We start from the raw sequence: 16,003 nt of genomic DNA on the forward strand, positions 1-16,003 counted from the left end.
GGCGAGGAGCTTGCGACGAGCCGTATCGAAGCCAGCCGACGCAGCTCACACGAGCCGCGGCACCGGGGTGCGTCGGTACGGGCTGATCGCGGCCCGCATACGCGTGACGATGAGGTCGACGATGCGCGGGTCCGGGCCGAGGGGTGCGGCGACGGCGTCGGCGCCGTAGGTCTCCAGACGCTGGTGGAAGAGCCCGGGTGCGAGCAGGTAGCTCGCGACCACGACGCGGCGTCCGGTGCGGCGCGCCTTCTCGATCGCCTCCGGGACCGACGGTTGCGCGGTGGTGATGAACCCGACCTCCACGCGACCGCCGATCAGGGATTCCAGTTGCCGTGCGGCCAGATGCACCTGGCCGCAGGCACTGGAGTCCGACGACCCGGCGGCGGCCAGGACCACCGCGTCGCCCGGCTCCCAGCCGGCCTCGGCGAGCCGCAGGCGGGCGACCGCCGCGATCGCCGGGTCGGGGCCGAGTGCTCGGGTCACGACTGTGTCGGAGCGGCCGGCGAGCGCGACGTGTTCGGGGATGTCCTTGCGGACGTGGTACCCCGATGCGAGGAAGGCCGGCACCAGGACCGCGGGCTTGTCGAGGTCGGCGATGACCTCGCAGGGTGTCGGCCCGAGCACGTCGACGAAAGCGGTGCGGGTGAGTCCGATCCGCGCGCTGACGGCCTCGGCGATCTCGGCGATCACGTTGACGCCGTGCGGGTTACGGGTGCCGTGAGCGACCAGCACAGGACTGACGTCGCGCAGGCGGTCGCCGTGCGGGAGCCGAACAGTGCCATCTTGCAGGACGTTGTCTCGCATGTGTCCTCCCCTGGACGTGGTCATTCGTCTTCGGCGTCGTACTCGAGGTCGACGGCCAGGCGGTAACCGCGTTTGACGACGGTCTGGACCATTTTCGAATCCCCCAGTGCCGCACGGAGTCGCGCGACCGCGACCTCGACGGCGTGGGTGTCGGAGCTGTCGCCGGGCAGCACCGCGAGCATCTCCTGCCGCGACACCACCCGACCGGGGTTGCGTGCGAGCAGCTTCAGCAGCAGCAGACCCGTCGCCGACAGATCCTTCAGCTCGCCGTCGACGACGACGGCCTGGCCGCGGATCGCGGTGTCGTGTCCGGCGACCCGCAGCACGTGGGTGCGGCGCGGTAGTTCGTCGGTGATCAGGCGCGCGAGCGCTCCGAGCCGGAACCGGCGCGGGTACGTCGTCGGGATCTGCAGCGCCTCCAGCGGACTGGCGGTCACCGATCCCACGCACATCACCGGGACCGCCGTGCGCAGTGCGTGCACGAACTGTTGCAGTTTGCCCAGTTCCTTGGCGCGGGTGAGGATCGACGCCGCGGCCGGTGCGCTGGTGAAGGTGATCGCGTCGAGGTCGCCGCGCAGAACCTGCGCGATCATCTTGTCGATGCGCGCCACGTCCGGGTGCATGTTCCACCGGTAGACCGGGATCGGCACGACCTCGGCGCCCGCGGCCCGCAGGACGGTGCAGAAGTCCGGCAACGGTTCCCACTCGCTCGTCGCACCGTGGAGCTGTACGGCGATCCGCACACCCTCGACGCCCTCGGCGAGCAGGTGATCGAGCACCTCCGAGGAGGACTCGCTCTCCGGCGACCACTCCTCCCGCAGGCCCGCGGCGCGGATCGCGCCCTTCGCCTTGGGGCCGCGAGCGATCAGCCTGCTCTGCGACAGCGAACGCAGCACGTCCTCGGCGTTGCCCCAACCGTCGGCCGCCTCGATCCAGCCGCGGAATCCGATGCCGGTGGTCGCCACCATGATCTGCGGCGGCGAGGCGATGATCTCCTCGGTCACCCGCTCGAGTTCGGTGTCGTCGACGAGCGGCAGGATGCGGATCGTCGGAGCCTGGACGACCCGGGCACCGCGTCGTTCCAGCAGTACGGCGAACTCCTCGGCACGACGCGCCGCGGTGATGCCGATGGTGAATCCGGTGAGTGGCAACGGGTCGGACTCGGCCGCATCACCGGGAAGATTGATGGTGTTCACGCGGGAAAGAACACCTCGACGATCCGCTCGACGACGCGTACGCCGTAGCTCGGCACGGAGACCGATTCGTCGTCCAGGCAGACACCGGTCCGCAGCGCGAAGACCTGCTTGCCCAGCGGCGAGGCCACCGTCGGCTCGCCGGCACGGTCACCGGTGAGTCCGCGCGAGAGCACCGCGGCGCGACCGAACGGGTCGATGTTGCCGATGGCGTACAGGCGCGAGCGGCCGGGAGCCGCCTCCCGATCGGTCTCCGCGGCCGGCAGACGGAACAGCGCCGCCTGCTCACCGCGTGGTCCGAGCACCGCTACTCCGCGTCCGATGATCAGGTCGTCGATCGGGCACGCCCTCACCCAGGCTCCCTCGACCGGCCCCGACGCGTCGGCTCCCGACCGCTGCCCGGTCTCGTCTGGTGCGATGGTCATGTCGGCACTCCTTCCTTCACCGGCGCTGCGGTCACAACCGACCCGGTGTTCTCCTCCGCTCCCGGACGCACCTGCGGCATGTCGAGCAGCACCGGCACCTTACGTTCGTACTCGGCGAACCGGATGGTCGGGTCGACCACGTCGGGTGCGTTCACGAACGACACGAACCGCTTCAACTTGTCCTCGTCGTCGAGCACCGCCGCCCATTCGTCCCGGTATCCGGCGACGTGCCGGGCCATCGCGTCCTCGAGTTCGGCGGCGAGTCCCAGGCTGTCGTCGCAGACGACCGCCTTGAGGTGGTCGAGACCGCCTTCGAGGGACTCCAGCCACGGCGCGGTGCGCTGCAGCCGGTCGGCGGTACGGATGTAGAACATGAGGTACCGATCAATGTAGGCGACCAGGGTGTCGTCATCCACTCCGCTGGCCAGCAGCTGCGCATGTTTGGGGCTCTGACCGCCGTTGCCGCCGACGTAGAGGTTCCAGCCGTTCTCGGTGGCGATCACGCCGACGTCCTTGCCGCGGGCCTCCGCGCATTCGCGGGCACACCCGGAGACGCCGAACTTGATCTTGTGCGGCGACCGCAGGCCCCGGTACCGCTTCTCGAGGAAGACCGCCATGCCGACCGAGTCCTGAACGCCGTAGCGGCACCAGGTGGAACCGACGCAGCTCTTCACCGTGCGCAGGCTCTTGCCGTAGGCGTGCCCGGACTCCATCCCGGCGTCGACGAGGCGTCGCCAGATCTCGGGCAGCTGGTCGACGCGGGCACCGAACAGGTCGATGCGCTGGCCACCGGTGACCTTGGTGTACAGCCCGTAGTCACGGGCGATCTCGCCGATCACGATGAGCTGCTCGGGGGTGACCTCACCGCCCGGCATGCGGGGCACCACCGAGTACGACCCGTTCTTCTGCATGTTCGCGAGGAAGTGGTCGTTGGTGTCCTGCAGTCCGGCCTGCTCGCCGTCGAGGATGTGATCGCTCGACGTCGAGGCGAGGATCGAGGCGACGGTCGGCTTGCAGATCTCGCAGCCCTGGCCGGTGCCGTAACGGTCGATGAGATCGGAGAAGGTCCTTATGCCGGTGACAGCGACGATCTCGTACAGTTCGGCGCGTGACTGGGCGAAGTGATCACACAGCGACTTGCTGAGTTCGACGCCCGACGCGGAGAGCAGCTGCTTGATGCTGGGCACACAACCGCCGCAGGTGGTGCCGGCCGAGGTGCAGCCCTTGATCGCGGCGATGTCGCAGGCGCCGTCGGCGATGGCCGAGCAGATCGAGCCCTTCGACACCCCGTTGCAGGAGCAGATCTCGGCATCGTCGGGCAGCGCGTCCATGCCGACGCCGGTGCCGCCCTCCGGGGCGATCAGGGCCGCGGGGTCGCCGGGGATCTCGCGACCGACCATCGGCTTGAGCAGGGCGTACGCCGACGCGTCGCCGACCAGGATCCCGCCGAGCAGGGTCTTCGCGTCGTCGCTGACGACGATCTTGGCGTACTTGCCCGCGACCGCGTCGTGGTAGGTGATCTCGAGGGCGTTCTCGGTGGTCGCGAACGCATCGCCGAAGCTGGCGACGTCGACGCCGAGCAGTTTCAGCTTGGTCGACATGTCAGCGCCGGGGAAGGTCGACGAGCCGCCGAGGAGACGGTCGGCGACGACCTCGGCGGTCGAGTAGCCGGGGGCGACGAGTCCGTAGCAGCGGCCCTCCACCGCGGCGACCTCACCGATGGCGAAGATGTGCTCGTCGTCGGTGACGCAGTTCGTGTCGACGAGGACACCGCCGCGCTCGGCGACCGCGAGGCCCGCGTCGCGGGCGAGCTGGTCTCGGGGCCGGACGCCCGCGGAGAAGACGACCAGCGAGGCGTCGATCAGCGACTCGTCGGAGAGCGTGACACGCAGGCCGCCGTTCTCCGCGTCGGCGATCTCCGAGGTGCCGACGCCGGTGTGGACCTCGAGGCCGAGGTCGGTGACGAGGTTCTTCAGGATCGCGCCGCCCCCGGCGTCGACCTGCATCGGCATCAGCCGCGGTGCGAATTCGACCACGTGCGGCTTCAGGCCCATCAGCTTGAGCGCGTTGGCCGCCTCGAGCCCGAGCAGACCACCTCCGACCACGACGCCCGTCGCCCCCGGGCCGGCCGCGTCGGCGGCTGCCCGGATGTCGTCGAGGTCGTCGAGCGTGCGGTAGACGAAGCACTTCGAGTTGTCGTGACCCGGCACCGGCGGCACGAAGGCGTACGAACCCGTCGCGAGAACGAGTGCGTCATAGGCGATCTCACAGCCACCGGAGGTCACCACGCGTCGATGCACGCGGTCGATGCCGGTGACGGCCTCTCCCAGATGCGTGACGACGAGATCGTCGCCGTCGTAGGTGTTGCCGTCCAGCGCGAGCGAATCACGCTGCCACGCACCGACGTAGGAGGACAGACCCACGCGGTCATAGGCCGGATCGCGCTCCTCGGAGACGATCTCGACGCGCCACCGGTTCTCGGTGTCACGCTTGCGCATCTCCTGCACGAAGCGGTGGCCGACCATGCCGTGACCCACCACGACGACGGTGTTGCGGCCGGTGTTGGTCTCGCTGCTCATTGTCTACTCCCTGTGCCTTGCCTGATGGTCGAGTTGCGCCGCGGGCGAACTCAGGCCAGTGCTTCCCTGGTGGCCGGCTCGCCGGTACCTGCGGTGGTTCCGGCGGCCTCCGCGACCGGCAGATCGGTGGTCTCGCCGACGACGATCGGGCGTCGTGCGTAGAACCACCAGGTGACCACCGCGGCCACCACGTAGAAGGTGAGGAACACCCAGAAGGCCTGCGTCGCCGATTGATTGGACTTGTAGCTGGACCGCAGCACCAGGTTGATGCCGACACCGCCGAGACCGCCTGCCGCACCGGCGATGCCGATGAGCGCACCGGACATGCTGCGCGACCAGGTCGACTTGCCGAAGGCGTTCAGCCCCGACAGCGTCTGCGCCTTGTGCTCCCAGATCGTCGGGATGATCTTGTACACCGATCCGTTCGCGATGCCGGAGATCAGGAACAGCAGGATGAAGCCGGTGATGAAGGCCGCGAGGACACCGCCGCTGATCACCTTGCCGTTGGCGTCGGCCGACATACCCGCGATCACGAGGATCGAGGCCGAGGCGGCCATCGCGATGAAGCAGTACAGCGTGACCTTGCCGCCGCCGATACGGTCGGCTAGCTTGCCGCCGTAAGGGCGGGCCAGCGAACCGAGAAGCGGTCCGATCCAAGCGATCTGCGCTGCCGCGAGCGCGGGCTTGGAGGCACCGGCGGAGGTGAAGCTGATGTTGAGGACCTGGCTGAACGCGAAACCGAAACCGATGAACGAGCCGAAGGTGCCGATGTAGAGCAGGCAGATGAGCCAGGTGTCGCGGTATTTGAGGCAGTCGATCATCGCCCTGCCGCTGGCGGTCTGGTGGTCGAGGTTGTCCATGTAGATCGCCGCGCCGATGCCCGCGACCGCGAGTGCCACGAGGTAGATCGCGCAGACGATCTCCGGCTGGTCGGCGAAGAGCCAGATGACCAGCAGGCCGATGACCTGGACGACCGGGACGCCGATGTTGCCGCCGCCGGCGTTGAGGCCGAGCGCCCAGCCCTTGAGTCGCTGCGGGTAGAAGGCGTTGATGTTGGTCATCGAGGAGGCGAAGTTGCCGCCGCCGAAGCCGGTGATGGCCGCGACCGCGAGGAACCAGCCGAACCCGAACTCGCCCGGGTTCATCATCAGCATCATCGTCAGGCCGGTGGGGACGAGGAGGACGATGGCGGAGAAGATCGCCCAGTTGCGTCCGCCGAACCTCGCGGTGGCCTGGGTGTAGGGGATGCGCAGGCACGAGCCGACGAGGGTCGCGGTCGCGGCGATGACGAACTTCTGATCCATGCTGATGCCGTACTCCGGGCCCATGAACAGGGCCATCACGGAGAACAGCGACCAGATCGAGAAACCGACGTGTTCGCAGATCACCGACCACACGAGGTTGCGCTTGGCGATCGCGGCGTTGCCGTTCTCCCAGGCGACCCGGTCCTCGGGGTCCCAGTCGGTGATGGTGTGGTCACGCTTGAGCTGTGCTCTGAGGTCTGCGAATGCCATGCGTCCCCGTCTTCCGATGCTTGGTGGTCACTGCACGAGCAGTGCGGGCTGTCTTCTCGACACGACAGCGCGCTGTCATATCGGACGCCGACACCGATGTCGTGCGACTGAGACCAAGCATCCCGGGGACGTGTTGCGCGGATTTTCCGCGAGGTGACCGGACCGTCACGTTGTTCTCACTTCGGCACGCAGGCCGTGTGAGAACTCGGACAAACCGCGATCAGGGCTGTGAGCTGCGGTTATACGAGCAAACGTACCAGCTCGACGACCCGCTGCAACCCGGGCAGTGCGCCGGCCGTCGAGCGCGGGTGCAGGGCGTGGACGGCCAGACGGAACATCGTCGCCCGCAGCATCATCTGCGGCCACTCCGGTTGATCCGACCACCGCTGAACGAGTTCGGTGTCGGCGCCGCCCCAGGCTAGGGCGTCGACCACGGCCACCGCGGCCGCCCACGGGGCAGGCCGCCAGTAGGGGACGATGTCGGTGATGCCCGGTGCCGCGGCACCGGCGAAGAGCACGGTGCCGAACAGATCACCGTGCACGACCTGAGACGGCAGGTCGACCGGCTTGCGGAGCTTCGCCAGCGTTCTCAGCATCTCGACGCTCTGCACGCCGTCGGGTGCGGTCGGCTCGACCATGCCCGCGGCACGTGCCGAGCGCAGCGGCACCTCCTCCCACGCGGCCCGGTCGGCGGCGGTGAAGACGTCGACGTCGGTGTGTGGCGGCGCGGGCGGCTGCAGCAGGAACCGCGGGCGTTCGAGGGACGCAGTCGCCTCGTGTAGACGGTCGGCGACGAGGACGACCTCGTCGTGGCGTGGTTCGGGTGTTCCGGCGATGTAAGTGTCGGCCCGCCACCCCGAGACGACATAGCGGCCGTCGGTGGCACGGAACGGGCGTGCGATCCGCATGCCCTCGACGTAGAGCGTCTCGCGGACGGCTGCCGACCAGGCGGCGCGCGCGTGGTCGGGCACGAGCGACAGCACGACCTCACCGACGCGCCAGCCACCGATCCATGATTCGCCCATGGCGACGGGCGGATGGGAGGTGAGCCCGAACGTGTTCAGCACGTGTTCGGGCGGCTCGACGGTATTCACCAGGTCAGATTACCGAGCGCCGGTGACCGATTCGAGAAGGCACGCGGTGGGAGCACCCGGGAACGGATGCCCCCACTGCGGTGAGAAGGTGCTCAGTAGACCGGCAGCGTCTTGTCGACCTGGTTGGCCCAGGCGGTCACCCCACCCTGCAGGTGGGTGGCGTCGGCGAAACCGGCTCGCTTGAGTGCGGCGAGCGCCTCGGCCGACCGGATGCCGGTCTTGCAATACAGGACGGTCGGACGGTCCTGCGGGACCTTCGCCAGGCCCTCGCCGGAGAGGATCTCGCCCTTGGGGATGAGGGTCGCGCCCTCGATCCGCACGATGTCCCACTCCACCGGCTCGCGCACGTCGATGATCGCGAGCTTCTCTCCCGCGTCGATCTTCTGCTTGAGCTCGGCGGCGGTGAGCGTCGAGCCGGCCGCGGCGTCAGAGGCCTCGTTGGACACCACACCGCAGAAGTCGTCGTAGTCGATGAGGCCGGCGATGCGCTCGCCCTCCGGGTCCTTGCGGATCTTGATGGTCCGGTAGGTCATGTCGAGGGCGTCGTAGACCATGAGGCGACCGAGCAGCGGTTCACCGATACCGCAGATGAGCTTGATGGCCTCGGTGCCCATGATCGATCCGATCGAGGCGCACAGGATGCCGAGGACACCGCCCTCGGCGCACGACGGCACCATCCCGGGCGGCGGGGCCTGCGGGTAGAGGTCGCGGTAGTTGATGCCGCGGCCGTCGGGGGCGTCCTCCCAGAACACCGACGCCTGGCCCTCGAAGCGGTAGATCGATCCCCAGACGTACGGCTTGTGCGCGAGCACCGCGGCGTCGTTGACCAGATAACGGGTCGCGAAGTTGTCGGTGCCGTCGAGGATGAGGTCGTACTGCGAGAACAACTCGATCGCGCCCTCGGGTTCGAGTCGCTGATCGTGGATGTTCACGGTGACGTACGGGTTGATCTCGAGGATCGAGTCCCGCGCGCTCTCGGCCTTCGGGCGTCCGATGTCGGACTGGCCGTGGATGACCTGGCGCTGCAGATTGGACTCGTCGACGATGTCGAATTCGACGATGCCGATGGTGCCGATACCCGCCGCGGCAAGGTACAGCAGCGTCGGAGAACCGAGTCCACCGGCGCCGATGACGAGCACCTTCGCGTTCTTCAGGCGCTTCTGCCCGTCCATCCCCACATCCGGGATGATCAGATGGCGGCTGTAACGGGCCACCTCTTCATTGCTCAGTTCGGCTGCCGGCTCCACGAGGGGTGGCAGCGACCCGGTGAGCGACCCTTGCGACGACACGAACGCCTCCAGTAATCGGCGAGTACACGGACTCTTGGCACAACCACCGGAGTCGCCCGCTCATTCCCGGGGTCAGCGCTTGGGGAACGGCCAGGGATTCGGGCGGCAGACGAACGTGCGATTGGCCTTCATGTCCGGGTCGAGGGCCATGATCTCGGAGTTCGCGGTGCCGAAGGACTGTTGCATCATCACCGGCGCGAGCGCCCCGTTCTCGCGGCACGGCTCGTGCGATGCGTAGCCGAGTCCGTGTCCGACCTCGTGATTGACGAGGTACTGGCGGTAGGCGATGTCGTCACCCTGATAGGACAGAGCACCGCGCACCCAGCGGGCCTCGTTGAGCGTCACCCGTTCCTGCGGCGGGTAGTAACAGGAGGTCTCCAGCTTGATCTGGTATCCGCACAGTTCGCGGGTCGTGCCGGTGGAGACCAGGGTGATGCGCAGGTCCGGCTCGCCGCGGTCGATGCGGCGGAAGCTCACGCGCCCGTCGCCGATCCAGCTGCGCGGGTTGGCCAGCGTCATGTCGACCATCTTCGCGAAGGTCGGGTCGCCGCCGTAGTCCTGCGGATTCAGGCCGTTCTCCACCTCGACGGTGTAGGTGTACTCCTGGCCGCCGGTGCCGACCTTCGGACCCGCTCCGCGCAGCACCCGGAAGGTCTGCTTGCCCTGTGTGGTGAACGGGCCGCCCTGCGGCAGGGTGCCGGCGGGCAGTGCCGCGGCCTGGATGTCACCGGTCGGCGCACCGATCGGGCGTGTCTCGGTGCTGATGTCGGTGTTGCGGGCAGCCGAGTCGGGATTGACCGCGGCGGTCGGGGCCAGATCGGAACCCCGTCCGTCCTGGATGGTCACCACGATGAGAGCGATCGTGAGAATCGTCAGAACCGGGATGGCGTAGGCGCGCCAACCATACGTCGAGACGAACCGGCCGAGAGCCGACTGCTTCTTGTATTCGGGCTGCGCATCGCGGTCGACGCGGGGACGGCCGTTGTCATCGGTCGGGTCCCAGCGCGCCCGAAGCGGCTGGTCCGGCTTGGGACGCCCCGACGATCTCGGGCCGACATCCTTGGTGCGCACCGGTCCCTCGTCGAGGCCGGTGCCGCCATCCTCTGTGCGGCTCACGAAACAACTTTCTCACAGCGGACCGCAGATACTGCGCAGGAAGGTCTCCCGAGTACGATCTTCGCCATGTCGACCGCAACCAACGCGTCCTCGGTACCCGGACGCAGTACGCGCCTGCCGCGCAGCGCACGGCGCATGCAGTTGCTCGATGCGGCCAGTGAGATCTTCGTCGAACGCGGCTACCACGCTGCGGGGATGGACGAGATCGCCGTGCACGCGGGAGTGAGCAAACCCGTCCTGTATCAGCACTTCCCGTCGAAGCTGGACCTCTACATCGCGGTCGTCGACTCGCATGCCGAGAAGCTGGTCAGCGACGTCAACACCGCCCTGCGCACCACGACCGACAACCGGAAGCGTGTCCGGGCCGCGGTCGAGGCCTTCTTCGACTTCATCGACCAGGACAACTCGGGCTACCGGCTGATCTTCTCGTCCGACGCCTCCGACCCGGCGGTCATCCGTCGCGTCGAAGGTGCGACCGAGGCGTGCGTCGACGCGGTGTACGGCCTGGTCATGCACGACTCCGGCCTCGACCCGTATCGCTCGCGTATGCTCGCCTCCGGGCTCGTCGGCGCCAGCCAGGTCAACGCGCGTTACTGGCTCGAGGCCAAGCGTCCCGTCGACAAGCAGACGGCCGTCGACACCACCGTCGCACTGCTCTGGGGCGGTCTGTCCCACTTCCCGCGCCAGGCCGCACCGCAGGCCGACGCCGAGTCGCCGGCGGAGGACACCGACTCCGGTCCGGCCTGAGACCCCGACGACGGGTCCCGGACATACGACTAGGGTCCGGCGCGCACCTCGCGATTATTCGCAACGGTGCGCGCCGGACCCTTGTTCGTGGGTCTGTGTCCCGCCTCAGGAACCGAATCCGACGCGACGGTTCTCCGACGCCCCGACCTCGACGTAGGCGATCTTGGTGACCGGGATCAGGTAACGGGCGCCCTTCTCGTCCACCAGGGCCAGCAGCTGCTGCTTGCCGCCGAGTGCCGCCTCGACCTCGGCGTAGGCCTCGTCGCTGGTCAGCGACGTCGCGACGGTCAGCTCACGCGGGCTGTCGGTGATGCCGATCTTCACTTCCACGGCCATGTGCCGCCCTCCTCCGGTGTCAACAACGCTTGCCGCACAAGGTTAGTCCAGCGGTCATGGGGCCGGACAGCCGCTCCGCTGACAGCGAAAAGCGGCGGGAACGAGCAGGAGGTCAGTCGAGTCCGAGATCGGCCATGCGCTCGGCGTGTTTGGCCGCGACCGCGTCGAAGAAGTGGGCGACCCCGGACAGCGAGGAGGCCCCGGAGAACAGCAGGTCGGTGACCTCCTCCTCGGCGGCGAGCACCCACTGCGCGTGGGTGATGGCCTCACCCAGGAGACGACGACCCCACAGGACCAGCGCGGACTTGATGGACGGATCGGCCTCGACGGCCGCCCGGACCTGCTCACGCGCGAACGCCGAATTGGCGGTCTCCGCCATCACCTCGGCCATCACGGTGCGCGAATCGGGCGGGAGCATGTCGGACAGTTCGACGTAGAAGTCGGAGGCCAGGCCGTCACCGACGTAGGCCTTGACCAACGCCTCGTACCAGGTCTTCGGGGTGGTGGCCCGGTGGTATTGATCGAAGACCGAGCGGTAGCGTTCGACGGCCTCGGCCGCGGTGAGCCCCGTCATCGTCTCGACTCGCTCGGCGAGGCGGTCGAAGTGGCCGACCTCGGAGGCTGCCATGCGCGCGATCGCGATCTTGCTCGGCACGTCGGGAGCCATCGCCGACTCCTCGATGAGGCGATGGAAGGCGGCGAACTCGCCGGCCAGCAGCACCGCGAACAGCTTCCCGACCACGCGGTCCTGGGTCTCGATCGCAGCTACCGGGGTGATGTCGGAGGGTTCGGAAACAGGCGCCATGAGGTGATGGTAGCGGCCTCTCAGGAAGCACCAAGTACACTCGACCTCGGTGCACCCCGACGGGACCCCCCGGCGCCTGCCCGCCGAGCTGCGTGATCATCGTTTGCTCCCCGGCGCGAGCGTGTGGATGCGGCCGATTGGTTCCGACGACGAACCCCCGTGATGTACGCGGGATCGAGACAGCGAGTTCCACGCGGAATCGAAGAGTTCGTCGCCCGACGCCCGGCCGAATCCCCGGTACCACCACGACATTTGCGCGCGCACTTTCGAGCTTTTTCCTCGTGCGCGCAGGAATCACACGCGCGCAAGAGAACTGGCCAGAAAGGCAACAACCGCACATGAGCGATTCGGCCGTGCAGACGACCATCGTCGACGAAACCCACACCGCCCCCACCTTCGCCGAACTCGGCGTGGACGAGCGTATCGTCTCGGCACTCACCGAGGACGGCAAGACCCAGACGTTCGCCATCCAGGAACTGACCCTCCCCCTCGCCATGGGCGGAGACGACCTCATCGGTCAGGCCCGTACCGGCATGGGCAAGACCTACGGCTTCGGCATCCCGCTGCTCCATCGCCTCGCCAACGCCGAGGCCTCGGGTGTCCGGCCCCTCGACAACACCCCCCGCGCCCTGATCATCGTGCCCACGCGCGAGCTCTGCGTGCAGGTGACCAGCGACCTCGAGATCGCCGCCAAGAACACCGACGTCACCCTCGCCGACGGCACCAACCGCATGCTGAAGATCACCTCGATCTACGGCGGCCGACCCTACGAGGCGCAGATCGCCGAGCTGCAGTCGGGCGTCGACGTCGTCGTCGGCACCCCGGGTCGCCTCCTCGATCTCGCCCAGCAGGGCCACCTCGTGCTCGGCAAGGTCTCGATCCTCGTCCTCGACGAGGCCGACGAGATGCTCGACCTCGGCTTCCTCCCGGACATCGAGCGCATCATGTCCGCGCTGCCGACCCCGCGCCAGACGATGCTGTTCTCGGCGACCATGCCGGGCCCGATCGTCACCCTGGCCCGCACCTTCCTGCACCGGCCCACTCACATCCGGGCCGAGAACGCCAACGACTCGGCGGTGCACGACCGCACCAAGCAGTACGCCTACCGTGCGCACGCTCTCGACAAGGCCGAGCTCGTGGCCCGCATCCTGCAGGCCGAGGGCCGCGGCGCGACGATGATCTTCACCCGCACCAAGCGCACCGCGCAGAAGGTCGCCGACGACCTCGCCGAGCGCGGGTTCAAGGTCGGCGCCGTGCACGGCGACCTCGGTCAGGTGGCTCGCGAGAAGGCCCTCGGCCGGTTCCGCGACGGCACCATCGACGTCCTCGTCGCCACCGACGTCGCCGCCCGCGGCATCGACATCGACGACGTCACCCACGTCATCAACTACCAGTGCCCCGAGGACGACAAGACCTACGTGCACCGCATCGGGCGCACCGGTCGTGCGGGCCGTACCGGCATCGCCGTGACCCTCGTCGACTGGGACGAGCTGCACCGCTGGGAGCTCATCGACAAGGCCCTCGGGCTCGGCATCCCCGAGCCGGTCGAGACCTACTCGACGTCGGAGAACCTGCGCGAGGACCTGTCGATCCCCGATTCGGCCACCGGCCGCATCGTGGCCGCCAAGCCCGCCCGCGACCCGAACGAGACCCGCGAGACACGTGAGGACCGGGAACCGCGCAAGCGGTCGACCCGCACCCGTCGTCGTACCCGCGGCGGCCAGGGTTCCGAGGCCGGCGACACCGCGAAGTCCGCAAACACCGCGGAGTCCACCGCCACCGCCGAGAGCGGCGAGTCGGCGAGCAACGACACCAAGGCTTCCGGTGAGGACAACGGCGACGGCACCTCGAAGCCGCGTCGTCGTCGCCGCCGTCGCGGTGGGGCCAACCGCAAGCCCGCGGGCGAGGGTTCGGGCGCCGGCGACGCGACCCCCGTCTCTGCTCAGTCCGCAGCCGAGTAACCCACCACGAGTCCACGCGTGGCACGCGTCAAACCGGAGCGGCGCCGGCCGATCGATCTCGCGGCCACCGCGACCATCATCGTGCTCGTCGCCGTCGCCGGGCTGATCGCCTGGCTGGTGAGCCCGGTACGTGGAACGACCAGCGTCCAGGCGCAGTCCGCCCCGCCCCGGGTCGAACAGCCCGCAACGGTGCCGGACGCCTTCGCGCCGCGCTGGCAGGCCTCCTCCGATGCCACTGTCGCCCCGGCGATCGCCGATTCGGTGGTCGTGACGGGCGACGGTGGCTCCGTCATCGGTCACGACCCGTCGTCCGGGGCCGAACTGTGGTCCTATCGCCGGGACCTCGACCTGTGCGTCGTCGACACCGCATGGACCGCCAGCAACGATCTCGCGCTCGCGGTCTATCGCAATTCGCGGGGCTGCTCCGAGGTCACCGCGCTCGACGCGAAGACCGGTGCCCGCAAGGGCTCCCGGACCAGTGACGCCGACGACGACCTACGCCTCGTCAGCGATTACGGGTACGTGGTCGCCCAGGGCTCCGGGCGACTGGAGACGTGGGGTTCGAATCTGGTCCGCGGCGTCGAATACGGCCGCGTGGAGGCGCCCGTGCGCCCGGAGGACGAGGCGAAGCGCAAGGACTGCGTCATCTACTCCTCGGCCATCACCGGCGATCGCATGTCCGTCGTCGAACGGTGCGCCGACGACCCGGGCTACCGGCTGACCGTGCTGGGCGCCCTCCTCGACGACGACGAACGGGTCGAGCAGTACGGTTCGACGCTGATCACCGGTGACGTCAGCGGACCTCCGCCGGTGGTGATCGCGATGTCGTCGACGGGTATCGCCGTCTACGACGGTGGGGCGAGTCCTGCCGAACCGCCGGCGCTCGGCGGCGACAGCGGACCGTCGATCCGCCGCTTCGATTCCGAGGGCGTGGCCACCGGTTCGAACACCGTCGCCGGGGATGCCGCGCCGCCGAAGGGCAGCGTCCCGCTCGAGGGCAACGGCATCGTCACGTACTGGACCGGCAAGGCCACCGTGGTGCTGGATGCGCAGAGCCTCAAGCCGATCTACCAGGTGCCGGCGACGCTCGGTCCCGGTCAGGTGATGGCGGGGCAACTCCTGCTGCCGAGTGCGTCGGGGATCAGTGTGCGCGACGTCGCGGGCGGTCGTGAGATCCGTTCGATCCCACTCGACCGCAGCAGCGCACCGGACGGCGTGGTGAACCTGCGGGTCATCGGCGACACGGTCGTCGAACAGCGCGGTACGACGGTCGAGGCCTTCGGACCGGCCTGACCCCGTCCGTTCGACGCCTCAGAAGTCGACGGTCCGCACATCCTCCCCCGCGTCCCAGTGCTTCCACAGGTTCTCCGCGAGTTCGCGATATGCGGTGGCGCCCTTGTTCTTTCGCCCACGCATGACCGACGTTCCGGAGGCGGAGGCCTCCGCGAACCGGACCGTGCGCGGGATCGGCGGGCTCAGCACCGGCAGGTCGTAGCGATCGGCGACGTCGGAGAGGACGTCCCGGCTGTGTGTGGTCCGGGCGTCGAACAGCGTCGCCACCGCTCCCAGCATCTCGAGGTTCGGATTGGTGATCTGCTGGACCTCGCGGACCGTACGCAGCAGCTGTCCCACGCCGCGATGGGCGAGCGTCTCGCACTGCAGGGGGACGATCACCTCGTCGGCCGCGGTCAGTCCGTTGAGCGTGAGCACGCCCAGCGACGGCGGGCAGTCGACGATGATGACGTCGAAGTCCTGCCCGACCTCGGCGAGTGCCCGCTTGAGTGCGTACTCACGTCCCGGCCGCATCAGCAGCAGGGCTTCGGCCCCCGCCAGGTCGATGGTGGCGGGCAGCAGCGTCACCTTGTCCTCGGTGTCGAGGAGCACGTCGGCGATCTCCTCGTCGCCCAGGAGCACGTCGTGCACCGAGGACTCCAGCTGATCGGGATCGTGGCCGAGGGAGAAGGTGAGACAGCCCTGCGGGTCGAGATCGACGACCAGCACCGACACGTCGAGGTCGGCGAGAGCGGCTCCGAGGGACTCGACCGTGGTGGTCTTGGCGACCCCACCCTTCTGATTGGCAATCGCGAGGATGCGCGTCATGCGCCCCACTGTACGGGCGACCGCCCGGACGTCGACGTAT

Annotated in this window: 14 protein-coding genes; 3 read left to right on the top strand and 11 right to left on the bottom strand. The window is 68.5% G+C overall.

Annotated features, from left to right (window positions below; genetic code table 11):
• Positions 1-45: 45 nt before the first annotated feature.
• From OK17_RS16485 to OK17_RS16520, 8 genes are all read right to left on the bottom strand, one after another.
• Entirely contained in the window at positions 46-804 is a 759-nt protein-coding gene (locus tag OK17_RS16485) for a sirohydrochlorin chelatase (RefSeq protein ID WP_461418091.1), read from the bottom strand.
• Between the two features lie 20 nt (positions 805-824).
• On the bottom strand, positions 825-2,000 hold the full coding sequence (locus tag OK17_RS16490; protein WP_232716255.1) for a uroporphyrinogen-III synthase: 1,176 nt from the start codon (positions 1,998-2,000) through the stop codon (positions 825-827).
• The gene (locus OK17_RS16495) at positions 1,997-2,422 is read right to left on the bottom strand and encodes a nitrite reductase (NAD(P)H) small subunit (protein ID WP_232716257.1); all 426 of its coding nucleotides are present in this window, start codon (positions 2,420-2,422) and stop codon (positions 1,997-1,999) included. The genes OK17_RS16490 and OK17_RS16495 overlap by 4 nt, the downstream gene beginning before the upstream one ends.
• Positions 2,419-5,001, bottom strand: a complete 2,583-nt coding sequence (gene nirB / locus OK17_RS16500; RefSeq protein ID WP_461418092.1) for a nitrite reductase large subunit NirB — start codon at positions 4,999-5,001, stop codon at positions 2,419-2,421. The genes OK17_RS16495 and nirB overlap by 4 nt, the downstream gene beginning before the upstream one ends.
• A gap of 50 nt (positions 5,002-5,051) precedes the next feature.
• Positions 5,052-6,515: a nitrate/nitrite transporter gene (locus OK17_RS16505; protein WP_461418093.1), complete on the bottom strand. Its 1,464-nt coding sequence runs from the start codon at positions 6,513-6,515 to the stop codon at positions 5,052-5,054.
• A gap of 239 nt (positions 6,516-6,754) precedes the next feature.
• The gene (locus OK17_RS16510) at positions 6,755-7,609 is read right to left on the bottom strand and encodes a TIGR02569 family protein (RefSeq protein ID WP_232716263.1); all 855 of its coding nucleotides are present in this window, start codon (positions 7,607-7,609) and stop codon (positions 6,755-6,757) included.
• Between the two features lie 92 nt (positions 7,610-7,701).
• Positions 7,702-8,898, bottom strand: coding sequence for an adenylyltransferase/sulfurtransferase MoeZ (gene moeZ / locus OK17_RS16515; protein WP_232716265.1), 1,197 nt, complete (start codon positions 8,896-8,898; stop codon positions 7,702-7,704).
• Between the two features lie 72 nt (positions 8,899-8,970).
• Entirely contained in the window at positions 8,971-10,014 is a 1,044-nt protein-coding gene (locus tag OK17_RS16520) for a DUF3152 domain-containing protein (protein ID WP_232716267.1), read from the bottom strand.
• Between the two features lie 66 nt (positions 10,015-10,080).
• On the opposite strand from OK17_RS16520, the gene OK17_RS16525 reads away from it, so the two are divergent.
• Positions 10,081-10,761 (top strand): TetR/AcrR family transcriptional regulator, encoded by a 681-nt coding sequence (locus tag OK17_RS16525; protein WP_232716269.1) that lies wholly within the window; start codon positions 10,081-10,083, stop codon positions 10,759-10,761.
• Between the two features lie 105 nt (positions 10,762-10,866).
• Here OK17_RS16525 and OK17_RS16530 read toward each other — a convergent pair whose 3' ends face one another.
• Both OK17_RS16530 and OK17_RS16535 read right to left on the bottom strand, forming a co-directional pair.
• Entirely contained in the window at positions 10,867-11,097 is a 231-nt protein-coding gene (locus OK17_RS16530; protein WP_232716270.1) for a DUF3107 domain-containing protein, read from the bottom strand.
• A gap of 112 nt (positions 11,098-11,209) precedes the next feature.
• Positions 11,210-11,902: a ferritin-like fold-containing protein gene (locus OK17_RS16535; RefSeq protein ID WP_006866914.1), complete on the bottom strand. Its 693-nt coding sequence runs from the start codon at positions 11,900-11,902 to the stop codon at positions 11,210-11,212.
• Between the two features lie 338 nt (positions 11,903-12,240).
• Here OK17_RS16535 and OK17_RS16540 point away from each other — a divergent pair, with 338 nt between their 5' ends.
• Complete coding sequence (locus OK17_RS16540) at positions 12,241-13,863, top strand: DEAD/DEAH box helicase (RefSeq protein ID WP_461418094.1); 1,623 nt, start codon at positions 12,241-12,243, stop codon at positions 13,861-13,863.
• An 18-nt stretch (positions 13,864-13,881) separates the two neighbouring features.
• Positions 13,882-15,156 (top strand): Rv3212 family protein, encoded by a 1,275-nt coding sequence (locus OK17_RS16545; RefSeq protein WP_461418095.1) that lies wholly within the window; start codon positions 13,882-13,884, stop codon positions 15,154-15,156.
• A gap of 18 nt (positions 15,157-15,174) precedes the next feature.
• On the opposite strand, the gene OK17_RS16550 is transcribed toward OK17_RS16545, so the two are convergent.
• The gene (locus tag OK17_RS16550) at positions 15,175-15,963 is read right to left on the bottom strand and encodes a ParA family protein (RefSeq protein ID WP_461418096.1); all 789 of its coding nucleotides are present in this window, start codon (positions 15,961-15,963) and stop codon (positions 15,175-15,177) included.
• Positions 15,964-16,003: the final 40 nt, after the last annotated feature.

The organism is Gordonia sp. GN26 (assembly GCF_054823965.1).